Genomic DNA, 24,669 nt, shown 5'->3' with positions numbered 1-24,669 from the left:
AAGAGGCTCTTACATGGATTGTGTTGTATTTCGAGCAAGAAGTGGATTTGCAAGATTTAGAAAACCATATACAACCACCTCAGCACTTACTTTTTTGTGCATCCATCCAGTAGCTATTAAAGGACTTGTTGGAGCAGTAATGGGTATCGATAAAGCTGAATTGCATAATCTAACTTCTAATATGAAAATTGGAGTACAAGTAATTTCATATGTTAGAAAAGATATGCAAGCTTTGAAACTGCTCAGTATGAAATCAGGAGATAAATTTTTGAATTTCCCCGCAAATGTTGAGTTCTTGAGAAATCCTGAATATCGAATTTTTATTTCATGGGATGGCGATAAACTTGATGAATTTGAATCTCGCCTTATAAACCAAAACCCTATATTTACTCCGTATTTTGGTACAAGTGAAAATATTGCAAAGCTTGTTTATGAGACAAGAGATAATGCACAATTAGTTGACAAAACTGATAGAATAGATAGTATAATTCCCTCTAAGTTTATAGATTTGAAATATGGAGATTATCAAATATTCATGGATAGAATTCCAGTTTTAAATAATGAACAAAGAGAATATGTGCAATATGAAAAAATTGTATTTGGATTTAAAGAAGGAAAATGTTGTAGTTTAGTAGGGTCTGTTAATAATGTATATGAAATCAATGAAAAATATGTCTACTTCTTCTGATGGATCTTTTTCACTTCGATCACATCCCCACCAAACACTAAAAGAACATCTGGAAGGAGTAACTCAAATTGCACTTCAAATTTATGACTCTAACAATACAAATCAATCACTAAGAGAAATTGTTAGAAAAATATGTATGGCACATGACTTTGCAAAATCTACAAGTTTTTTCCAAGATTATCTAAACTACCATGAACTTAAAGAAAAAACGGACTTCGAAAAAACTGATAAACGAATTTTTGGCAATGAAAAAAACCATGCTTTATTATCTGCCTTTTTTGCTTATTGGTGGCTTCCAATTGAGTACAAGTTTATTGGATTTTTAATTGTTAAAAGGCATCATGGTAGCGTAATAGATGCTCGTGATGAAGTGAATTTACAAAATGATTATTTTAATCTCAAAAAACAAGTCGATGATATTAAAAACAATCATAGAAATGAAGTCGAAAAAATCTATGGTTTTGATTTGAATGATTTCTTTGATTTTATAAACGAAAAAAATATTAGATTGCTTCGCAAGCACTTCAGGGATTTAGATGACGTAGATATTTCAAAAATCATGGAATTTAATTATCTATATTCTTTACTTCTAACAGCAGACAAACTTCAATTAATAAAAGAAATCCCAAACATCTCAGACCAAAAGCCTGCTTTTTACGTTGAGAATTATAAAAACGATTTGAGAGATGAGATTCTAAAAAAGAACCCACTCCTTGTTGGTTCAGAAATATTTAAAATGCGAGACATGATGTTTCGCGATGTTAAAAAGGAACTTGAAAACACTGATTTGAAAAAGGAATCCTTTTTTTCAATAAATATCCCTACTGGCGCAGGAAAAACATTTCTTGCATACTATTCCGCACTGTACATTGCCGAGAAAATAAAAAATGATTTCCATCACGATTCACGGATTATATATGCACTTCCATATATGAGTATTATAGACCAAAACTACGCTGAGCTTGAAAAAATAATAAGCTATAATGAAAATGGTGTTAACAATTTAAAAAGTACAGAAATTCTTAAACATCATTCATTTTCCGAAATAAAGTATGAAAGCGAAGATGTTGTCTATAAAAACTATGATGCACGATTTTGTTTTGAGAATTGGCAAAGTAGAATGATCACGACTACCTTTGTCCAATTGTTTAATACTATTTTCAAAATTGGAAAAAACTCAACATCTCATCGTTTCCACATATTGAAAAATTCAGTGATTATACTAGATGAAGTTCAGATTATAGAAGAGAAATACTTCCCTATTATAAAGTCTTTTATGGCAACCCTTGCAAATGATTATGGTGTTAAATTCATATTAGTAACTGCAACCATGCCCATATTGATTGAAACGCATGAGCTTATTCCAAACAAAAAATATTACTTTCAAAATTTGAATAGAATTAAAATTTATAATAATACACATGAAGAAGTTACAATTGATGATTTTAAAAATATTGTGCTTAATGACATCAGTAAAAATGATGATAAATCTTTTCTTATAGTATTGAATACAATTAAATCTGCAAAAGATGTTTTTTTGTATCTTCGGGAAAAAACTCATAGAAAATGCATATATCTATCAACTGAAATTTATCCAAAAGCACGACTTGAAAAGATAAACTTCATCAAAAATGCTTCTGAAAAAACAATAGTCATTTCTACTCAATTAATAGAGGCAGGTGTAGATATAGATATGGATATTATATATCGAGATTTTTCTCCACTTGATTCTATAAACCAAACTTCGGGTAGAGCAAATCGAAATGGTGGAAATGAAATAGGTTTAGTTAAAATATACAGGTTAAAAGATGGACCAGATGGTGCATATTTCCATAGTTATATTTATCCTACTTTTTTAACTGAGATAACTAGGATGGTACTTGAAGACAAATATGAAATCTCTGAAAACGAAATATTTGACCTAAATGAATCTTATTCTAAAGAAGTAATCAAAAAAGCAAGTTTTGACATTTCAGATGATATATTCAATTATATGAAAAAATTAGATTTAAAGAAAATGCGCGACTCTTTTGAATTAATAAACAGTGATTATAGGTTTAAAGAAGATATTTTTATAGCAGCAGATGATGAATTCAATCGTAATATTAATGAACTTATTTTAGTAAAAAAACAAATTAAGAAAAATGGCAATAGTATCGAAAAAAATACTGCCATTAAAAACTTAGTTCGTAGTCTAAATCAATACAAAATTTCCCTTAATAAAAAAACATACGATTCCATAAAAGACTCGCTTTATGAGATAGAGGATTTTGACTTAAAGTACCTACCCTTAAAAGTTGGTTCTTTGTGTGTTTATTCTGAAGAGGAAGGTATCATCTCCAATAACCAATCTATAGAGATATTCTGAGGTATCCATGATTAAACTTAATTACACGTGTGTGCGCTATCCTGATATAAAACTAAGAATGCGCGATGGTGCAAAGCTTAGAGGATTTTTTGCGAATAAGTATACTTGTGATGACATCATGCATAATCATGGAGAAGAAGGCACAGTTTATCGATACCCATTAGTTCAGTATAAAGTTATTGACAAAAGTCCAATTATTATTGGTCTTAATAGTGGTGCTGCAACAATTATGGACATAGGAATATCTGAAGACAATATTATAATTCAGGGTACTCATTTTAACCTCGAAAGAGCAGAAATCATAACAGAACAGGTTGATTTTGGACTGGCTAATGATAATTATGAATATCATTTTAAGACACCTTGGTTTTGTTTAAATCAAAACAACATAAACAAATATAAAAAATCAAATGAAAATGAAAAACAATCACTCCTATGTAAAATATTGATTGGAAATATTCTCTCAATGTCTAAAGGTTTCGATTATTGGATCAAAGATGAAATCATAGTTGAATCTTCATTTAAAGAAATACCTGTCAACTTTAAGGGAAAATCGATGTTGGCCTTCAAAGGCTCCTTTGTCACAAACTTCCAGATCCCAGACTATCTGGGATTAGGCAAATCAGTATCACGTGGTTTTGGGACGGTGAAAAAATGCAACTTGTAATTAATTCACGTGGATCATACCTCAAAAAACAACAGAACTGTTTTCTTGTCAAGAACGAAGACAAAGTGTTTGAGGTATCTGCCAACAAAGTTGAAAGTATTCTCATAACCACATCAGCAACCATTACAACCGATGCCATCAAGTTCGCTGTTGAAAATAACATTGACATAGTGTTTCTAGACCATTTTGGTGACCCATATGGAAGAGTATGGCATTCCAAATTAGGAAGTACTGTACTTATCCGTAGAAAACAACTTGAAATCGCAGACAAAGAGAAAGGCTTTGACCTTGTAAAAGGTTGGATTGAAGTAAAAATCAACAATCAAATCGAGTTCCTAAAAGACCTAAAGAAGAACCGTCCAGAAAAACGTGAAGAAATGGATGAATACATAACAAATATAGAAGCAATGAAGGATAAGCTCCTTGAACTTGACGGGGTTCTCGATGAAGCAAGAGAATCTATATTGGGAATAGAAGGTATGTCTTCAAGACACTATTTTAATGCACTTAGCTATATTACGCCTGAAAAATGGAAATTTGAAGGAAGAAGCAGAAATCCTGCAGTCGATGAATTTAACTGTTTGCTTAATTATGGATATGGTGTCCTTTATTCAATGGTAGAAAAAGCTTGTATCCTCTCAGGACTTGATCCTTATGTGGGTTTCATACACACTGATAACTACAACAAGAAATCACTTGTATTTGACCTTATAGAAATGTATCGAATCCATGTTGACAGGACCGTGGTCAACCTATTCTCAAAAAGAAAGATCAAAGAGGATTATTTTAACAGCATCCCCAATGGCCTGAGCCTTAACAAAGATGGTAAAGCTGTGCTTATCCAAGCGCTTAACGAGGTTTTAGACCAGAGTATCAGCTATCATGGCAGGAATATCAAAATCAGAAATACAATACAAAGTGATTGTCATAAAATAGCTAATTCACTTATCAAATGAAAAGGTGAAGAAATGTTAGTGTGGGTAATATATGACATTGCTGATGATCCAATCAGAAAAAAAGTCAGTGATAAATGCAAGAACTATGGCCTTTACAGGGTTCAGAAAAGTGTCTTTTTGGGCGATCTTAATACAAACCAAAGGGATTCTCTTGCAATTGAATGTGAAGATCTAATAGACCCTGAAGTAGATTCAGTTTATATTTTCCCAATGGATGATGAATCATTCAGAAAGGTCAAACTGATAGGACAGGCTTTTGACAAGGAACTTGTTAGCGATGAAGTATTAACAACTTTCTTCTGAGGATATTATGGAAGAAACAGAAAGTAAAAGTTCTACAATAATTACCATTTCAGATGTACTGGAATACCTGTTCTGCCCCAGATTTATCTATTTTATGTATTGCCTAGATATACCTCAACACGAAGAAAGCAGATTCAAAGTCATCAAAGGAAGAGATGTTCATAAAAAGCGACAAATGACAAACAGAGAATATGTGAGGAAGAAACTGAATTGTATTAGCAAAGAATCCGAAGTCTATGTAGTTTCCAAAGAGCACCACATAAAAGGAATAGTAGATGAAGTTCTTTTTTTAGAAGATGATACTGCTGCCCCATTGGAATATAAGTTTGCAGAATATAAAGACAAAGTATTCTCAACTTACAAATATCAACTTGTTCTACAAGCATTGTTGATAAAAGAAAATTACAACATAGAAGTTGAAAAAGGATATATCTGTTATACTCGTAGTAATAATATGATAAAGGAATTGGCTTTTAAGTTATCAGATTTTAAAAAGGCTAATGACATAATCACAGATATTATACAGATAGTTGACAAAGGAAAATACCCTAAAGCAACAAGATCAAAGAACAAATGTATTGATTGTTGTTACAGAAATATATGTGTATGACATAATTTTCTTATACTTATAAGGAGTTCAATAATTTTGCAACAAGAATTAGCGTGTTCTGAAAGAAGCAATTTAAAGCTTTATTTTGCTAAAAACAGGAAATATTTGCGCTATTCAAAATCAAGATCCACTAAAACAAGGATTGAAACTTGAACCTCTCCGGGTCACTTGTTTGAAGATCCATCAAATTCAAAATCAAGATCCACTAAAACAAGGATTGAAACCTGTAAGGGTGCAATGGGGTAATGGTATAAGTCAAAATTCAAAATCAAGATCCACTAAAACAAGGATTGAAACATATTTCCAACCCAGCATTTATCTGTATACCCTCCATTCAAAATCAAGATCCACTAAAACAAGGATTGAAACCTATATGAGCGTTCAAAAGGCTATAAAGAATTATGATTCAAAATCAAGATCCACTAAAACAAGGATTGAAACCCAGTTGACCGATAATGACGGTAGTGACCTTTTTACATTCAAAATCAAGATCCACTAAAACAAGGATTGAAACATAAGGCAGATATTACGCTACACAGGCAATTATACTGATTCAAAATCAAGATCCACTAAAACAAGGATTGAAACATCTCCCAAATCTCTCAACTGTTCAACATACCAAAATTCAAAATCAAGATCCACTAAAACAAGGATTGAAACCATTCACATCTGTGGTAGGACGATTGCTATTCCATATTCAAAATCAAGATCCACTAAAACAAGGATTGAAACCTGTTCACAGTTCTAACTTCCTTCTCCAACATTCCGCATTCAAAATCAAGATCCACTAAAACAAGGATTGAAACTCAATTATTATATCTATTGGAATATTAGTCCAGTAAATTCAAAATCAAGATCCACTAAAACAAGGATTGAAACTCTTTGCAAGTGAAGATGTAACACTAACCGAAGCAGGATTCAAAATCAAGATCCACTAAAACAAGGATTGAAACATCGAACTTCTGGAATGTTGGCAGCAGTATCATCCGATTCAAAATCAAGATCCACTAAAACAAGGATTGAAACATGCATCTATCAGTAACCCTGCACCAGTGAATATAGAATTCAAAATCAAGATCCACTAAAACAAGGATTGAAACATTCTATCGATGGAACAGGAACTTGGCAAACTGATGATTCAAAATCAAGATCCACTAAAACAAGGATTGAAACAGTTCCAGAAGTCAAGAAATGTTATGTCAGGAGTTGATTCAAAATCAAGATCCACTAAAACAAGGATTGAAACTATTGTTTGATGTTGTATATTATATCATGGAGTAAATTCAAAATCAAGATCCACTAAAACAAGGATTGAAACCAAGATCACTCTGAATATCTGCGCTATCTGGAGAATATTCAAAATCAAGATCCACTAAAACAAGGATTGAAACTCAATGTCGCCAAACGTTGTATGTGCAGCAACTATATATTCAAAATCAAGATCCACTAAAACAAGGATTGAAACATATCATGATGATTTTTCTATACGAATTATGGTTAGATTCAAAATCAAGATCCACTAAAACAAGGATTGAAACTCAATAATGAAGATGAAAGTACCTGATGGATAGCAATTCAAAATCAAGATCCACTAAAACAAGGATTGAAACAATGGTTACGATATTGAAATATGCAATGAGCCATTTATTCAAAATCAAGATCCACTAAAACAAGGATTGAAACTATTTCCTGACGTTGCATTTGAACCGGCAGTATGATTCAAAATCAAGATCCACTAAAACAAGGATTGAAACTCTGGTTCTTCTGCAAGCAAACGGCCGGATAAATCATTCAAAATCAAGATCCACTAAAACAAGGATTGAAACTGACTGCGTTTCGTTGTTTGAACTGCTAGAAAAATATATTCAAAATCAAGATCCACTAAAACAAGGATTGAAACTTTAGAACTGATATACTAACAAAAGGAACGAATTCCTATTCAAAATCAAGATCCACTAAAACAAGGATTGAAACATTTTCATCATATATTCACATCCAGATGTGAGATTGTTATTCAAAATCAAGATCCACTAAAACAAGGATTGAAACATAACCTCTTGATTTAGCAAAAGCGTTATACCTACTATTCAAAATCAAGATCCACTAAAACAAGGATTGAAACGAGATGATTACCACGGAACAGTAGATATATTGCTACATTCAAAATCAAGATCCACTAAAACAAGGATTGAAACCAATATCAAACAATCCATGTTTCTATGGACAGGCATTCAAAATCAAGATCCACTAAAACAAGGATTGAAACAACAGTTCAATTGAAAAAAGAAAAGCCATATATGAATTCAAAATCAAGATCCACTAAAACAAGGATTGAAACTTCAGATGCATCCATTTTTGATCTGTGCAGGTGCAACTATTCAAAATCAAGATCCACTAAAACAAGGATTGAAACGTTCAAAAATACGATACAATATAGAACATCTCATACAATAATTCAAAATCAAGATCCACTAAAACAAGGATTGAAACTCAATAGTAAGCTTCTCACTGATAGTGCTTGCACTAATTCAAAATCAAGATCCACTAAAACAAGGATTGAAACTATTAGTTGCATATTTTGAAATAAACTGCTGCTGTTATTCAAAATCAAGATCCACTAAAACAAGGATTGAAACTCCTCATCTTATCACTAACGAACCGTCTAACAGTCTCCGAATTCAAAATCAAGATCCACTAAAACAAGGATTGAAACTCAATCAATTCATAATCAGGCTGTCTGTCATGAACTCATTCAAAATCAAGATCCACTAAAACAAGGATTGAAACATTGAATCATTTGATGATACATATGTATATGAAGAATTCAAAATCAAGATCCACTAAAACAAGGATTGAAACTGGTATATCCGGTACTGTCAGGGAAGAACGTGTAAGATTCAAAATCAAGATCCACTAAAACAAGGATTGAAACGTCATCCTCTACTGGCGACACTGACACCCACATTTTGATTCAAAATCAAGATCCACTAAAACAAGGATTGAAACTATTATATTTTATTCCACCATGGCCAGAATCACCGAATTCAAAATCAAGATCCACTAAAACAAGGATTGAAACACTCTATGTAATCCCGGTCATTTAGTTTTGACGCATAATTCAAAATCAAGATCCACTAAAACAAGGATTGAAACTATACAAATGAACAAGTATTTAATGCTTTATTCCATACATTCAAAATCAAGATCCACTAAAACAAGGATTGAAACAACGTACTGCAACTGATAAAACAAAATATATCAGATTCAAAATCAAGATCCACTAAAACAAGGATTGAAACGTATAATATATGTATGTACATACTTACACAAGAGGACAAATTCAAAATCAAGATCCACTAAAACAAGGATTGAAACTTTTTTGAAAGATGATGGGGATGATAACAATGAGTATTCAAAATCAAGATCCACTAAAACAAGGATTGAAACAAATTAAACCAATCTATTACAATCCCAAAAAAGAATAATTCAAAATCAAGATCCACTAAAACAAGGATTGAAACTGTGAAGAGCTTGCAGCTAGTGAAGCAAAAATTTTATTCAAAATCAAGATCCACTAAAACAAGGATTGAAACTCCCATAAAAACAATATAATAACCAATGACAGCAGATTCAAAATCAAGATCCACTAAAACAAGGATTGAAACTTATAAACGATAAATCTATCATCTAAAATATTTTCTAATTCAAAATCAAGATCCACTAAAACAAGGATTGAAACATATCATGATGATTTTTCTATACGAATTATGGTTAGATTCAAAATCAAGATCCACTAAAACAAGGATTGAAACTCAATAATGAAGATGAAAGTACCTGATGGATAGCAATTCAAAATCAAGATCCACTAAAACAAGGATTGAAACAATGGTTACGATATTGAAATATGCAATGAGCCATTTATTCAAAATCAAGATCCACTAAAACAAGGATTGAAACCATATACATTATCACTGCCCCAATTGTTCTTAACTGATTCAAAATCAAGATCCACTAAAACAAGGATTGAAACTATAAGAAAACTTATCACATGCCACCGTTTACAAGCATTCAAAATCAAGATCCACTAAAACAAGGATTGAAACCTCAATGTTAAATGTGTATATACCGATGAAAGAATTCAAAATCAAGATCCACTAAAACAAGGATTGAAACTTGATACTAGAAACGATATTAATATAACTCATTTTATTCAAAATCAAGATCCACTAAAACAAGGATTGAAACTATCATGTCTAAACTTACTGAAAATGTTCACAATTTATCATTCAAAATCAAGATCCACTAAAACAAGGATTGAAACTTAAGGAACAGAGAAGATTAAAGAAGATAGAATCAATTCAAAATCAAGATCCACTAAAACAAGGATTGAAACTGGATTATCTCATATGGTTGCGGTCAAGATAATTGATAAATTCAAAATCAAGATCCACTAAAACAAGGATTGAAACAATGGAGGTATATCATATTCAACACCAATGGAATAATTCAAAATCAAGATCCACTAAAACAAGGATTGAAACTTATCATAGCTGCTATTGCTATGTTATTCTCGTATCATTCAAAATCAAGATCCACTAAAACAAGGATTGAAACAAAAGAATGGTACTATTAAAATGGAATACATTAACAAATTCAAAATCAAGATCCACTAAAACAAGGATTGAAACGATATCAGCCTAATACAGCAATTAATGAAATGGAGATTCAAAATCAAGATCCACTAAAACAAGGATTGAAACAATTATGCTGGTTCTCAACGAGGAAAAGCATATTATTCAAAATCAAGATCCACTAAAACAAGGATTGAAACATGTAACTGTTTCACCGGCTGCAAATACCTCTGATATTCAAAATCAAGATCCACTAAAACAAGGATTGAAACTAAAAGTAATGAGTTAAGGCTCATTACTGTAAAATAATTCAAAATCAAGATCCACTAAAACAAGGATTGAAACTAAAAGCTGTTGAATTGGGATACAAAATTGTAATAATTGACGGATTCAAAATCAAGATCCACTAAAACAAGGATTGAAACAAAGGTACAATCACACCATTCCTGAAGAACTCCATCATTCAAAATCAAGATCCACTAAAACAAGGATTGAAACACTAATCTCGTGGCGTAAGAATCGGCAGAGAATGTATTCAAAATCAAATTGTAATATACCAACGCAAGAGGAGGTGAGAAAATAAGTTTGCTAATATGCAAGGGTGATTTTAAGTTCGAGCTAGAAATCACCCTCGCGGAAATCGTGGCTGCCATTATGGCAGTCCTTTTTCTAATTAGTAGATTATTTTTGAGCCATAAAAGCCTTTTGCGTTGCACTTTTCCAGGTGACATTATGACAAGACCAATGTGTCCAAGGTGTAAACAAAAAATGGTATCTGCATACATTCAGTAACTTACATTCAGGGAACTTGAAAGGTAAATGATGCGGGGTAATAGGTAAGCCCAAAAAACCGAACTTCCATAAAAAACTCTAATTTTTCCTGTCAATTTGAGAAAAACGGAACTCCTAATAATAATATTATGACATATATAATACGAGTATTAAAATAAAATTCAAAAATGTTTTCTTTTTTATTCCGTAATATTTATGTTATAATGAAGTTTTGTTATTGCAAGATTATGGTTTTTGGGTGAGCTGATGGAAAAAACCGAAAATGATACAAAATATACAATAAAGGAAATTAATCAATTTAGACATGAAGTTTTTAAAATTGATGAAACCGAATCACTTGTTAAGAAAACATCAATTGTTTGTCCGTATTGCTTTAAACCATCTGTGGAATTTTTGGGAGAAAGGAATAAATGGTTTTGTAAAGCATGTAAATCAGATGTAAATTTTATGTCACGTTTTGTAAACGGAAATATCCTTTTTTATAATTATGAAAAAATTAGAATTTATGAAATGTGGGGTATTCAGGCTCTTACTAAATTAACAGGAAAAAACACAGCTAGTCTTCAATATTTTGTTCATAATTACTTAAATAATACATACACAAATATTGAAAAACTTAGTTGGGAAGAAAAAGAAAGAAAAGAGCACATCAAGATTTTAAAAGAGAATGTAGGAAAGGAAATACAAGAACAAGAAAGACTAGAAGCAGAAAGGTATGCAGTATATAAAGAAGGTGGAATTAATGCTCTTGTTCAACTAACAGGACAATCAAAAGAGAGTGCAGAAAGGTTTGTTGCAAGATATTTTGAAAAATCTTGTTTATCGAAAGGAGATAAATGTTTATATCATGGTCTGTTCCAAGAATCAAAAAAAGAAAAAGAACAAATTCGAAATATTAAATTATTATTTGCAAGTAGAAAAAGAATATTAAAAAATTTTTATCAGTTGGTTAATTATAATTCAAAATTATTTGAAGAAAAGTCTGCTTTTTTAAGTAAAGAAAAAGAAATCAAGGATGAATATATATTTTTTAAAGAAACAGCTGAACAAATCTTATCTCAATTTGATGACTGTATTATTGCACTTGCAACCGAAGACTTACATGATAACCAACAGATTAGTATAAAAAACTCAGATGAACAGCTAGTTGCAGGTTTAAATTTTAATATTGGAATTGAGGGTTTTGCTTGGAATGACGCAAAGAAGGGTGAAATGGTAGGTGTTCTTCCCATAAGTTATAACTTTTGTCAGGAATTAATTGACTTATATGCTAATCTTCTAGTCAAAGTGGGAAACATTCCTGTAAAACCTATTTTAACACCATCTGATAAAAAAGGTTTAACACAATTAGAGAGGGTTGCGTTAGAAATAATCATCGCAGAAGATGATATTTATCAAAATCAACTTTGGAAGAAGCTTGAGGTTGACTCACGTAAATGTTCAAGAATTGTAATATCTTTGGTTGACAAAAAATTAGTAAGCAGAGAACAAGCTGTTTCAAATGGAGCCCGAACATATTTACTAAAATCCAGAGTTATTATTTAGCAACAAAACAACTCATATCATCTTCCTCACAGCAGGAGTACCCAAATTCAATTTTCCTGTTTCCCTTATCCTTTTCTGCATATCCCATAATGTAGTCTTAGGAACTCCTAATTCCTTAGCTTCAGATACAGAAATATTGAGTATTTTCTGCATGATCTTCTCCTTATTCCTGAATTCCTGTGCTTTCTTGACTCCAAGAGACTGCTCATCTATGCTGTTAGCTTCCTTTCCTATCTCAATAGTATCCTTAGCATGAACGTGTTTTCTTTCCAATACTCCTATGCCTCCTTCAAATTTATGTTCTGGATGCTCTGCATACTGAGATATTGTCCTACTCAATGGCTTAAAATAATGTACTCCTTTTTTCCTCTCTCCTGTTTCATAATCTATGAAATACTCATAGACTATCCTCTGATAGTCCTTTGTAAAAGGAGCTAAAGGCTTGACAGCTTTATTGTTCTCTTCTTTTGTCTGGAAGCCAACAAGGAAGAAATTAAAAGGTTTTATCATCTCTTTCCACTCCTTTCCTTCATTTAACTTATCAAACCTATGCAGAACATTAGGAGTACTGACAGTAAGCCTAGAAATTGCATACATAGTAGAATACTTAAGCTCAATGTCTTCAGGTTTTACAATTCCATAACGTACCATAAGAATATCTAACCATATTTCCTGTTGCCAATCATCTTTATTTGAAAATGGGTTTGTTAAATGACCAAGACCATGCAACTTGTAATCTACTAGCTCAAACTTCCCATCAATAATCCTGTAAAGAACATAACGCTTTGAAGAGATACCATAGAACCACACATCTTCTTTCCCGTCTTCTTTCTTTAAAAGAGGAATATCAAGTTCAGGATTGTAAGGATTTAGCTTGTTGAAATAATCAACAACTTCCTGAGCATGTTCTGGAATGACAAAAATACTATCAGTATCCATGTAAGCATGAACAGAACCAAGTTCCTTTACTTTAGCTTCAGCCATAGCTAAGAATAATCTTGAACCCGACGTAATCATTGAAGCAAGCAGAGGATGGAAATATTTTCCTTCTTTCTCATACTTGTTATCTGTTGTTTCAAAACTATCTAACCCATGTACTTCAATAGTGCTTTTCTTATCCTCTGGATTCAGTTCAATAAAGATTCCATAACTCATTGAGTTAACTAGAATCTTAATAGCCTGTGCCCTGCTCTTAAGGTGCTGATAATCAGGGTGCTCTTTATTTAAAGTCTCTAATTCCTGTTTTATCTTTTGTCTTTCCTCAACAAGAACCTGAACTAAGTTCTCCTTTCTAGGATTAATCTTAATTCCAAGAATCTCTGTTTCCTTCAAACCTTCCTGAATGCCTACTGGAATAAATTTAACAGCTTCCACAATCTCAGGTACTTTTCCAGTTAAAAGAACTGAGCTTATAACATCAGGTAAAGCATACCATAGTTCAAAGTCAGATGTCAGATTATTGACACCCACATTATACGCACTTCCATCTCCCTTGTAATTCTTCCTTACAGGCAAAATGTCCTCATCTGGATGTAACTTAACCATTACAACAAAGTCCTTCCAATTATCCTTATTTTGAAAGAACTCAAGGTTTATGTTTGAAAGTAACTCTTTAATTTTCTCTGTTACATCCTTTGTTTCAATACTTTCAGCAATAATGAACTTCCAGAGATCAAGAAGCATTGTAACCGTTGGATACATGCTTGTAAAATCAAGGACTGTAACCTTAGTAGGTACTTTTCTTATCTTGCATTCGCATCTCCCTCCATAATAAGAAGACATGATGTTTCCAAGCAATACAGGAGAGAAATCAGGATTCAATTCAAGGAAAGGTTTTACTCCTAACTGCTTTAATGCATATTTACCAACTGAAGCATTACTGTATATTTTCGTAGGTGGGATATTGATTTGATAAATCCTTAATTCATCTATAAGTTTCTCATATACTTCCCAAGTTGCGCGAACATCCGTGATAAGATAATCAATATACTCGTCAGTTACTTTTCCATGTTCTACGCCTTCTATTTTCTGAGTTTTTGTTTTGAGGAACTTGCAGGCTTTTTCAAGGGAAATATGCTTTTTTTGAAGTAAAACCTCAGCAAGCGTCTGAGCATCGATAAAATAACCATTATGCCTGTTTTTGCCCTGATTCTCCTTTGTTCCATTCAACTTGAAACTGTATGCTGAGCCAAGTTTTTTAATGACAATTTGAGGATTCTCTTCTTTATCGGAGAGAGTAAAAGTAAAACCTCCTTTATTATATCCTCTTGAATCCCCAACCTTTTTAGCTATCCTGCTTATGTCAAATGGTAAATTGAATCCTACACAAAGAGCTTTGAAACCCAAGACCTCTGGATAAAATACATCATCAACAAACTCTTCAAGAGTGTAAAGAGAAATGTCATTCTTGAGAGAATATTCCTTAAAGACCTCAGTTTCCTCTTCATCAAGCATAGAAGGATCATAAAATAACCCTTCATGCTGTATTCCTCCATCCTGATAGATTTGAAAGAAACCTATCTTCATGTTTTGGTATTGATCTGTTGTAGTTTCAGTATCAAAGACTAATACCCTTCTATGATGAAGGATGAGGTCTTCTTTAAAAGTAGAAGGCGTGGTTTTTTTCTTACCTGCCTTCTGTGTATAAACCCTAAGTGCTAGCTTATCAGACATTTTCAACCATCTCATATCCAACTTTTATCAAGCGGTTTCCAAGTTCAACAACTAAAGCCCCAATAGAGATTATATTAAAAGCTCTAAGGTTCTGCAAAGAAGTGTCTTTTGACCTTGCTTTTGGGCTTACTTTATTTTGCTTCATTGTTACCTTGAAATGATGATTCTTACAGAGAGGTTTTTTCCACTCTGAATTATTCCTTCCATCAACATGATGCATCTCTATCAAATCGGGATCATCTTCCCCACATACAACACATGCAAGGTGTGGTATCTCTCCTTTTTTACTTCTCTTTACGGTATTTGCATAGGTTTCTTTACTCATAGTATCCACTCCTCAGTTCTGATAAATCTCCAAAAATTCAGGCTCTTCTATTGTTTCCTGTATCTCATACAGTTTGTCAAGGTCTGTTTCAAAATGATGTTCATTTCCTTCAGCATCAATGAGCTTCATTCTCTTGTATTTGGCAAGTATTGAGGAATCATTATTCTTCAATGCCTTCTGTACATCATTGAAGTATTTTGCAATCCTGCTCCTGTCTTTAGAAGATGTGGCTACAACGGTTCTTACTCCATCTTTTGTATAAACCAACATTTCAACTTCTAAGCTGTCTGTCTTAGTTGCAACCCATTTTCCTTTTGACTTCTGAAGTTGATTACCAAGATTTTTGAGTACGAAATCCTTTCTGAGTCCTCTTTTCTTCAAAGCCTGAGTTAGTGATTCGCCCTTTCTAATAGATCTTAAAACCTCAAGAGCTAGGTTTCTATCTCTCTTCTGTTGAGATGTGAGAGTTTTCCATGCTGTTTGGCTCAGGTCATAGTCACTTATTCTAAGGTTTCTTAGTTGGCTCAGGCTCTTATCTGGAAATAGTTTATGTTTCCTGATGATCTCTTTTGCATACTTTGTGTTCCTGGGTTGAGCTTTGAACCATTCCCCATAAGTTCTGTATTCTCTGGAAAATTGAGGTCTGCTCATGCTGCATCCTCCAGATACCGTATGAGAGCAATTCTCACTACTTCAGCTTGAGAACAGCCATATTTCTCAGAGTACGATTCCACTTTCTCCTTAAGGTAAGAAGAAAGGCTTATTACAAGTCTTTCTTTGTGAGTCATGTTAGTCAAAATACACTATGTAACTCATCATACCTGTACAGAAACTGAGTATAAGATTAGGTATAAATATGATATATTTCTTATATCAAGTAGGGTATAATTATGTATAAAAAAGGGTTAAATTTTGACCTAGAGGTTAAAGACATATTATCAAAACAAGGGTATGTTAGAAGAGCACAACTCATACTAACTCTAAAAAACAGACACAAAAAAGATAGTGGTTATAGTGAGAAGAGTATCAATCGAAAGTTAGACAGTATGGTAAAAAGGGGCATAGTGATTAAACTTAAAGGGGATGCTCTTAAAAAAGCAGGGATAAGAGTAGAGGATGGTAGAGCTAGCTTTTTTACTCTTAAAAAAACAGAGGAAATAAAGAGACATATAGATACGATTATAGGAAAAATAGCCTCGAATAATCCTATTATACAAAAAATGGCTCTTAAAGAGCTTGAAAAATATAAGAAACGATATACTCTTAACCCTAGTCAATTAGACATACTTATAGCCCAACTAGACACAGAGGATATAGACCTTATAGACCATATCCTAAGAATAGTCTATACCTATATAGACATAAAGAATATAGAACCCTATAACAAACCAGAAGCTATTAAGATGCTTAGAGGTTTATTGTCTAAATATCCTAAGCCATTACCTCATAGACATAAGAACCTTAGAACTCATTTTATCTATTTACTAGGACACTACAATGATAGTGCTGTTATTGATTGGCTAAAAAAGGATTCAGAGGAATTAGATAACCTTCATGAAATGGAAGATTATGACTCTAACTATACAGCACATGTAATAGAGGAACATAGGGAAGACCTCTATGAATTTGAGGAAAAATTAAGACTAGAGGGAAAAGAAGAGTCTGCTCAGTTCATTTCTCAGGTAAGAGTTAGAGCCATGATTCATCTTGGAATGTATGATGATCCTTTTGTTCAGAATAATGCTGATGTGGAGGGATTTTAATGAAAATGCTTCTTCTCAATGGTCATGGAATAGATATGCGTGTTAGTGGTGCTAAACTGCATATCAAGAATGGCAGAACTTCATCTACTGAAGAACCTGAAGAGTATGTTTACTCTCCAAAGCGGATGGATATAGACCACATCATTGTTTATGGCAGGAATGGAAATCTGACTCTTGATGCTGTCAGATGGTTGATTAAACACAATGTTCAGGTTACTTTCCTTGATTGGAACGGTAAAATTCTAAGTACCTTACAACCTCCTGAAACTACCAATGTTAAGACTAAGTTTGTTCAGTATCATGCTTTTGAGGATGAAGAAAGCAGAATCAAGATAGCAAGGAAGTTCATTGAAGCAAAGTTTGATAAATCCATTGTAGTTATGGATTATCTGAAGCAAAGGTATCCTGCAATAGATTATGATTTCTCAGAGGATATTGAAAAACTAAAATCTGCTAAAAACATTAGGGAAATAATGGGGATTGAAGGCGGAGTTGCTTGGAAATACTGGAACGAGTTTAACAAAGCTATTCCAGAAGAATATGATTTCTGTTCAAGGATAGACCAATACAGGAGAGCAACAGGAGCAGGAGACAAAGTTAATGTCATGCTTAATTATGGATATGCTTTGCTTGAAGCTGAATGCCTAAGAGCAATTAATACAGCAGGTCTTGATGCTCATGTAGGTTTTTTACATGAGATGAATCCAAGTAAGAACAGTCTAGCTTATGATCTTCAAGAGCCTTTCAGATTCCTTGTTGATATGGCTGTAATCAGTCTTATTGAGTCCAAGAAGATGGATAATACAGACTTTATCAGGACTGAGAGCTATTCACTTAGGCTTAAACCTTCAGGAGCTAAGAAGGTGACTGAAGAGTTCAATAACTGGATGAACAAAAAAGTTCCATACAAGAAGCAGTCTGTTATGTGGAGTTATGCCTTATTGTTGAAAACTAGGGAGCTTGCTCAGTATCTTGTTGGGAAAAGGAAAACACTTGATTTCAGTAAGCCTGCTTATAGTGTTGAAAGACAGGATTCAGATGATATTAGGCAAAAGATATTGAGCATATCATATTCTGACTGGAAGAAAATGGGTTTCTCAAAAGGTACTCTCCATTACATGAAGAAGAATGCTGAGGCTGATAAGCCATTTACTCTAAACTCTCATGTAAGGGAAAGATTGGAGATATGGGACAATTATTGATGTGTTTTCTAACAGTATTTTTCTATGTGCTTATCTAAATCGTCTATTGGCTTAATATAAATACCATATTTTTTTTGCAATTCCTGAGCCTTATAGAAATTAACTTTAAAACCTTCTTTAAGGTATTGTTCGTCTATAATCGTCTTAATCATTTTTATATGGTCAGTAGGGGTATTCAACCCAAAAATAATTCCTTCTAAATCTTCTTTTCTAAATTTTTTAGTATATTGCCCATGAGTATTGAAATCAATAGGCCACATTATCAAACGACGCTCTTTTTCATACTTCCAATCAAAATGTTTGGTGCATAAAAAAGATACCAATTCTTCAGGTTCATAACTGCTCAACATGTTTACTTGTTCAGGCATGTCTTCTTGATATGTTATTGGAAAAAGTAGGTAGGGATCAGGATTAGAATCTAAATATAAAAAATCTCCCGTCTCTATTATTTTAGATTTAAAGCATAAGCATATTCCTTTATGCTCATCTGCATAGTGACTCCACATTAAGATACTATCGTTGTCTTCGCTAAAACAACAAGCTCTCGGAAAATCAGGTTTATTATTAAGTTGAATATTCCCTTTAAGTACCTTAAAAGCAGTTCTATTTGGGTCTAATAAATATTCTCCTTTTCTATTTCTTAAAGACCCATTTTTAAGGTTTTCTTTGATGGATTGTTCGCGTTGTGCATGGTTCTTAATACCCATTCTATATAAAAAGCTCATCCAATCATCTTTATTGCCCCTCCAAATCAAGTCAGCTTTTGAATCAAAAGGATCATTGAAATCTGAAGCACCACTAAAATACAATTCCTGGTTTTCTAGCATTTTAATTGTATTTTCATTAACACTTCGATATTTGTAAAAAATATTAGGATTGTCATTAACCATGTAAGATTTACTTATAAGTTATCCTTTATATCTTTAGTGGGATTAAAAATTGTCTAACAAACAAAGATTATTTTTGATTCTTTTTTTGTAGTTTGAAAAAAGCTACTGTTTGAAATATTCATACATAGTTCGGTTTTTTGGCGTTACCTATTACCCAGGTAAATGATGCGGGGATATATACAAGGCGAAAAAAGTGTACGCTTTTGTAATGTTCATACAAAATCAGATATTCATAACTTTGTAATACCGACTTTTATATTTTTATTAGTCATTCAAAACAAAATAGGCATCTTTTTATAATAAATTCTTGGTATAATATAATAGTAGGAGTGGATTATATGACTCAATTAACGGTAGAGTTGGCAACTAATTACAAAGCTGAAGATTATATGAAATTGAAAGCTGATGAAAGGCGAAATTTTGACGATTTTATCCAAAAACAAATATCATATAACCAGTCATTGTCAAGAGTATTTGAGAGTCAGGCTTCTTCTTTTAAACAGGAAAAAGAAAAAATATCATACGAGAGAGCTGATAAAAAATATATACCTTTCTTGTCATATTGTTGGAGAGTAGCAGCAACAGCAATAAGTGGAAGTGTTTTTTTATTTGCTATCATATTTAGGCTACCTTTAATTGAGGAGACAAATTTAAAGTATTATGCTTTAATTGCTTCTTTTATAACGTTAATTTTTGTTGTTGCGTTGCTCACACCTTTACGTATTCTCCCTAAAAAATAGAGGGATAATATATGCTTGAAAATAATCAAATAACAAATTTGAGTCAAGAAGATATTGATAATTTGAGCTACACAGATAACGATAAATTTTTTACGTTCAAAACAAATATAGAAGAATATTATGATTCTGTGGCAAAAATCCAATATGCTAGTAACCAAGCTTCTCAAGCCTTAAATCAAAAAAACAGTTATATTAAAGCATCTAAAAAGAGTCTTCCTTTCAAAGTTTATTTTGAAACAATTGGTTTATATGTTCTATTTGGAATCTTTTCTTCGTATTATATCTTTACATCAGATTCGATACAAATAACACAATCCTACACAAAAATGTATATCTTTTTACTTTACATTCTTCTTATTATCCTAGCAGTTTTTCTACCATTTCTTATGCTTCCTAAAAAGACATAATCACCTAAACCACTATGCTCACGTAGATAAAGTAGGATCAAACCAGGCTAAAAACAGCAAAACTCCAATGAGTGCAATGCCTAATATAATCATGCATACAATAAATGTTATTATTTTTTCCATATTTGAATATTTCAACTTTTATTTGAGAATTCAACTGTCTTATTGGTATTATCTAGAGAGTTTTCTAAATTACTACTGACTAAAAGAGTGCTTGGATCTAGTTCAGAATTAATGTCATTGGCTTGATTATTAAGAGATGAGAGACTGTTGTTAATCGCACCAAGTTTTGCATCTATACTATCTAGCTGATGTTCATAATTTGTATCAATTACAAGGAAAATATTGGCGATAGTTAACAATATTACTAATATAGTCATTACTGCTGTTATCTTAAAATGATCTGAATTTTGCTTTGATCCTTCGTCTAATTGCTTTTTAATATTTATTGATGCTTTGATTATGCCTGCGTCAGCTGGTTCACAAAAATTATGTAATGGAAGTGATGGGAAAAGGTTAGATTCATAATCTAAACGTTCTTCTCTTTCACAAATCCCTCTTATGTTTTCAAGATCAAGACAGTCATAATAACAAGAACATCTTCTGACCTCATATAGTTCATATTCCTCAATTGTCTCTTCATGTTTGTCAGAAAATGCTTCAAGGCAAGAGCCTGAACAAAAATCATTACATTCAATTAGTTTGTCTTCTAATTGATCCTCTACTCTATATTCCAAATCATCATCTAATTGTACCTCTTCATATTTTCTTAAAGAGTAAAATAGATGACTATTTATTTTTTTATTACATGTGTGGCAAATTTCGTCAGAATAGTTGTTACCAGCTTTTTCATATTCATTTATCTCGGTTATTACTTTTTTTAAAGACTTTTGCCTACCATTATTGAAAGAAGAAGGTAGAATAAATGAACTACTTAAGTTATTTAGAGTTTTATTGATGTTTAGAGAAGACATGATTTTTTTATGATCTTCAATTATTTCCTTGATAGATTTACCAGTCACAACTCTTTTTAAAGATTTTATCTACTATAAATTTTTCCTATTACCATCCTCATCAATTTAGTATTCATATTAAAGTCTCCTTCTCTTACCCTATCCTTCAATTGCTTTAATGCGCTCCTATGCTCAATTCCAATCTCTTTAGCTTTATCAGGCTTTAAACCTAGAACAAATTCCCTTATCTTCTCTATATCGTGGTATATCTCAACTTCATTGCTCTCTAATTCCTGCATTTCAACCTTATTTGCTTCCTTACCAATATACACGCACCCAGTAGGAGTAAGATGTCTCCTTTGCAGTACTCCTATATCTCCTTCAAATTTAGCTTCAGGATGATTTATGTAATCAAGGAATACATCACTTAATGGCTTCCAGTATTCCCTTCCTTGAAGCGTATCTCCTGTATTGTAGTCTATGAACTCATTCTCAATAGCAACTTGTGGATTATTGTTGTAAGGAGCAACAGGCTTGACCTTCTCCCCATCCTCATTGATTGTTGCACCACTCCCAACAAGCATGAAGTTGAAAGGCTTGATTTGTTTATCAAATGGCTTCCCTTCGTTCATTCTCTCAAATCGTCTCAATATTGTTCCTGTTGAAACTGCAAGTTTAGAAATTACAGCATAGTTCTCATATTTCTCCAACACATCAGGAAGCTCTTCAGGATGAAAATGGACTCTGAGAATATCCTCCCATAACTTCTTGTGCCATTGGTCTCCTTCCTCCAATTCCCTTTTGAATGGATTTGTTATGTGTCCTAATCCATGCAGTTTATAGAACAGCTTCTTTCCTTCAGGAATGATGATCTTATTTCCTTCTTCCCTGAACAAACAATATCTCTTGGAACTGATACCATAGAACCAAATGTCTTCCATTCCGTCCTCAATCTCAAGGATTGGCTTATCAAAATCATAAGGATTCAGAGAATCAAAAAGATGACTCAATTCGTCTGCAAGATGCGGAGGAACAAAAATAGAATCTGTATCCATGTATGCATGAACCTCACCTTTATCCATCACAAACTTCTCTGCAATAGCAAGCAATAGCCTTGCTCCTGCTGTAATATTTGCTCCTATGATGGCATTGAAGTATTTCCCAGGCTGTTCATATTTTCCTTTAGAATCAAACTCAACGTTGCTAAATACTCTCAGTTTTTCCTCTTCCTTTGGATGCATCTCAATATAAATCCCGTATGTTGTGGAATTATTAAGAATCTTCAAGGCTCTCTGTTGTGCATCCAGAACATCATAGTCATGAGAGTCCTTTGATACCTTCTTCATCTCATTCTTAATCTCCTGCCTACGTTCAACGAGAACTTTGATGAGATTATCCTCTTTTGGATTCACATGAACTCCATAGACTTCTGATTCTGTGAGACTTTCCTGTATGCCTTCAGGAATAAACCTGATAGCTCTCTTTATCTTGGGAGTTTTACCTGTAAGCAGCTTTGAGGCAAGAATGTCAGGCAAGAAGTAATACAACGATTCATTCATTGTTATGTGATTAATACCGATGTTTAACGTTCCATCCTCTCCTGCATACTTTGTTCTAACAGGTAGAATATCATCATCAGGCTCTATTTCAACAAGAACGTTTAGCTTCTCCCAAATATCACGGTTAAGAGCATCCTCAAACGTAAATTCTTCAATAAATTGCCTGACGTTCTCTGTGTCATCAACATGATGGATTTTATCTGCAATCACAAAATCCCAAAGACCAAGAAGGAGGGTTACAGTTGGGTACATACTGAAGAAATCCAGAACTGTAACCTTAGTAGGTGTTCTCCTTATCTTGCACTCACATCTTCCTCCATAGTATCCACTCATCTGATTACCGATAAGTTCAGGAGGAAAATCATTATTATGCTGCATAAAAGGTGCAATGTTGAACTGATTAAGTGCCTGCTTTCCAAGAGAAGCAGCAGAGTAAATATCAGTCATTGGAATCGCCAACTGATACCTTTCATACTCCTGGCTTACTTTTTTGAATAGCTCATAAGTTGATCTTACGTCTGTAATGTTGTAATCAATATAGTTTGGAGTTATTACTCCATGTTTGCTTATTGATTTCTTCTTTATTGGAGTATCAAATATCTCACAAGCCTTCTCAAGTGTGAGAGATTTATTGTCGGTCAATGTACATGCAAGATTGGCTACATCCAGAAAATGACCTTTGAACGTCCTCTCTTTCCTGTACTTACCCTTTGCTCTTGTAAACTCAACGTTGTATGATCTGCCTGTCAGGTGCTTGATGCGAAGACGTGGATAGGTTGTATCTTCAGTTAGTTTGAAGGAGAATCCATCCTTGCCTGAATACCTGCCATGCCCATAATCTAAAATTATCCGTGACAGGTCGAAGTTGATGTTATAACCAATACAGAGCGTTTTTCTTTCGTAGATTTCCAAATAAAATATCTTGATAAACTCTTCAAGAGAGAATAAGCGTATGTTGTACTTCTCTGCATACGCTTTCAGCACTTTATACTCTTTTTTTGATACATGTCTGTCATCCCAGAACAAGCCTGCATATTGATACACGTCATTCTCATGTACCATGAACGAGCCAAACTTCAGGTTAAGGAACTCATCTGCTGTTGTTTCAGTATCGAATGTCAAGACTCTGGAAAAATCAGGTATCTCTTGTTTATACGTGTAAGGAAATTGTTTCTTCATCTCTTCCTCTTTTGTTGAGAATGTCCTCAATGCAACATTATTCATTTTTAATTCCCTCATATCTCTTTCTTAACAAATCAATCTCAATCTCATCCATTCTTTTCCTGAGTGCCGCATGTGTAAGCAGAACATAGTCAAGTCTCTCCTCTAGCGGTAATTGGCTTGATCTAAACTTAGGAGGGAGTTCATTTTGAAAATGAGTTACAGCAGCATGACAGTTCAGACAAAGCACTCTTGTTTCATCCGAAAAGCCTCTTGTGGAAATGTGATGATTCTCGTAGATTTTCAAAGCATAGGGATTAGTCTCTCCACAAATTTCGCAGATACCATTTTTAACAAGCTGTTCGCTCTTAGCTTGCTGTTTTATCTGCAAAATAAAATCTTCGTTGGACAAACCTATCCCCTGCTTGAATTAAGG

At 33.1% G+C, this 24,669-nt stretch carries 19 protein-coding genes and 1 CRISPR repeat array; of the genes, 11 read left to right on the top strand and 8 right to left on the bottom strand.

Annotation, left to right across the window (positions count from 1 at the left end):
- Window positions 1-13 precede the first annotated feature (13 nt).
- From cas5b to J2746_RS02290, 7 genes are all read left to right on the top strand, one after another.
- A complete protein-coding gene (gene cas5b / locus J2746_RS02320) occupies window positions 14-688 on the top strand; it encodes a type I-B CRISPR-associated protein Cas5b (RefSeq protein ID WP_209615562.1) in 675 nt (224 codons plus the stop codon).
- Window positions 654-3,056, top strand: coding sequence for a CRISPR-associated helicase Cas3' (cas3, locus tag J2746_RS02315; protein WP_209615560.1), 2,403 nt, complete (start codon window positions 654-656; stop codon window positions 3,054-3,056). Before cas5b ends, cas3 begins: the two co-directional genes overlap by 35 nt.
- A 7-nt stretch (window positions 3,057-3,063) precedes the next feature.
- On the top strand, window positions 3,064-3,723 hold the full coding sequence (locus J2746_RS02310) for a CRISPR-associated endonuclease Cas6 (RefSeq protein WP_280921202.1): 660 nt from the start codon (window positions 3,064-3,066) through the stop codon (window positions 3,721-3,723).
- Window positions 3,711-4,679, top strand: a complete 969-nt coding sequence (gene cas1, locus J2746_RS02305) for a CRISPR-associated endonuclease Cas1 (RefSeq protein ID WP_209615559.1) — start codon at window positions 3,711-3,713, stop codon at window positions 4,677-4,679. Before J2746_RS02310 ends, cas1 (J2746_RS02305) begins: the two co-directional genes overlap by 13 nt.
- Window positions 4,680-4,691: 12 nt before the next feature.
- Window positions 4,692-4,982: a CRISPR-associated endonuclease Cas2 gene (gene cas2 / locus J2746_RS02300; protein WP_209615556.1), complete on the top strand. Its 291-nt coding sequence runs from the start codon at window positions 4,692-4,694 to the stop codon at window positions 4,980-4,982.
- A gap of 7 nt (window positions 4,983-4,989) precedes the next feature.
- Window positions 4,990-5,592 carry a CRISPR-associated protein Cas4 gene (gene cas4 / locus J2746_RS02295; protein ID WP_209615554.1) on the top strand — a complete coding sequence of 201 codons (603 nt, stop codon included), beginning with the start codon at window positions 4,990-4,992 and terminating at the stop codon, window positions 5,590-5,592.
- Window positions 5,593-5,704: 112 nt separating this feature from the next.
- Window positions 5,705-10,721: a CRISPR direct-repeat array (repeat unit 37 nt; unit sequence ATTCAAAATCAAGATCCACTAAAACAAGGATTGAAAC).
- Between the two features lie 540 nt (window positions 10,722-11,261).
- The gene (locus J2746_RS02290) at window positions 11,262-12,560 is read left to right on the top strand and encodes a hypothetical protein (protein ID WP_209615552.1); all 1,299 of its coding nucleotides are present in this window, start codon (window positions 11,262-11,264) and stop codon (window positions 12,558-12,560) included.
- A gap of 12 nt (window positions 12,561-12,572) precedes the next feature.
- On the opposite strand, the gene J2746_RS02285 is transcribed toward J2746_RS02290, so the two are convergent.
- Genes J2746_RS02285 through J2746_RS02270 form a run of 4 tightly spaced genes read right to left on the bottom strand, consistent with a single transcriptional unit; the run spans window position 12,573 to window position 16,346 of the window.
- Complete coding sequence (locus tag J2746_RS02285; protein WP_209615727.1) at window positions 12,573-15,233, bottom strand: DNA polymerase; 2,661 nt, start codon at window positions 15,231-15,233, stop codon at window positions 12,573-12,575.
- Complete coding sequence (locus tag J2746_RS02280) at window positions 15,226-15,558, bottom strand: HNH endonuclease (RefSeq protein ID WP_209615549.1); 333 nt, start codon at window positions 15,556-15,558, stop codon at window positions 15,226-15,228. Before J2746_RS02280 ends, J2746_RS02285 begins: the two co-directional genes overlap by 8 nt.
- Before the next feature lie 12 nt (window positions 15,559-15,570).
- Window positions 15,571-16,209, bottom strand: coding sequence for a hypothetical protein (locus tag J2746_RS02275; RefSeq protein WP_209615545.1), 639 nt, complete (start codon window positions 16,207-16,209; stop codon window positions 15,571-15,573).
- Window positions 16,206-16,346, bottom strand: coding sequence for a hypothetical protein (locus J2746_RS02270; RefSeq protein WP_209615528.1), 141 nt, complete (start codon window positions 16,344-16,346; stop codon window positions 16,206-16,208). The genes J2746_RS02275 and J2746_RS02270 overlap by 4 nt, the downstream gene beginning before the upstream one ends.
- Before the next feature lie 102 nt (window positions 16,347-16,448).
- Here J2746_RS02270 and J2746_RS02265 point away from each other — a divergent pair, with 102 nt between their 5' ends.
- Together J2746_RS02265 and cas1 (J2746_RS02260) are read left to right on the top strand one after the other, a co-directional pair.
- A complete protein-coding gene (locus J2746_RS02265; RefSeq protein WP_209615526.1) occupies window positions 16,449-17,321 on the top strand; it encodes a hypothetical protein in 873 nt (290 codons plus the stop codon).
- Window positions 17,321-18,523, top strand: a complete 1,203-nt coding sequence (gene cas1 / locus J2746_RS02260; protein ID WP_209615523.1) for a CRISPR-associated endonuclease Cas1 — start codon at window positions 17,321-17,323, stop codon at window positions 18,521-18,523. Before J2746_RS02265 ends, cas1 (J2746_RS02260) begins: the two co-directional genes overlap by 1 nt.
- 8 nt (window positions 18,524-18,531) lie before the next feature.
- On the opposite strand, the gene J2746_RS02255 is transcribed toward cas1 (J2746_RS02260), so the two are convergent.
- Entirely contained in the window at window positions 18,532-19,413 is an 882-nt protein-coding gene (locus J2746_RS02255; RefSeq protein ID WP_209615521.1) for a DUF2971 domain-containing protein, read from the bottom strand.
- A 338-nt stretch (window positions 19,414-19,751) separates the two neighbouring features.
- Here J2746_RS02255 and J2746_RS02250 point away from each other — a divergent pair, with 338 nt between their 5' ends.
- Window positions 19,752-20,153 (top strand): hypothetical protein, encoded by a 402-nt coding sequence (locus J2746_RS02250; protein WP_209615518.1) that lies wholly within the window; start codon window positions 19,752-19,754, stop codon window positions 20,151-20,153.
- 11 nt (window positions 20,154-20,164) lie between these two features.
- Window positions 20,165-20,560: a hypothetical protein gene (locus J2746_RS02245; RefSeq protein WP_209615515.1), complete on the top strand. Its 396-nt coding sequence runs from the start codon at window positions 20,165-20,167 to the stop codon at window positions 20,558-20,560.
- A gap of 134 nt (window positions 20,561-20,694) precedes the next feature.
- Here the strand turns inward: J2746_RS02245 and J2746_RS02240 are convergent, their stop codons facing one another.
- Genes J2746_RS02240 through J2746_RS02230 form a run of 3 tightly spaced genes read right to left on the bottom strand, consistent with a single transcriptional unit; the run spans window position 20,695 to window position 24,645 of the window.
- The gene (locus J2746_RS02240; RefSeq protein ID WP_209615513.1) at window positions 20,695-21,582 is read right to left on the bottom strand and encodes a hypothetical protein; all 888 of its coding nucleotides are present in this window, start codon (window positions 21,580-21,582) and stop codon (window positions 20,695-20,697) included.
- A gap of 17 nt (window positions 21,583-21,599) precedes the next feature.
- Window positions 21,600-24,296, bottom strand: coding sequence for a DNA polymerase (locus J2746_RS02235; protein WP_209615510.1), 2,697 nt, complete (start codon window positions 24,294-24,296; stop codon window positions 21,600-21,602).
- Window positions 24,289-24,645, bottom strand: a complete 357-nt coding sequence (locus J2746_RS02230; RefSeq protein WP_209615507.1) for a hypothetical protein — start codon at window positions 24,643-24,645, stop codon at window positions 24,289-24,291. Before J2746_RS02230 ends, J2746_RS02235 begins: the two co-directional genes overlap by 8 nt.
- Window positions 24,646-24,669 lie beyond the last annotated feature (24 nt).

Origin of the sequence: Methanolobus bombayensis, from assembly GCF_017873415.1 — an archaeon.
GTDB lineage: Archaea > Halobacteriota > Methanosarcinia > Methanosarcinales > Methanosarcinaceae > Methanolobus > Methanolobus bombayensis.
The sequence above is the reverse complement of the archived record's forward strand: the minus strand, read 5'-3'. Positions and strand labels throughout refer to the sequence as shown.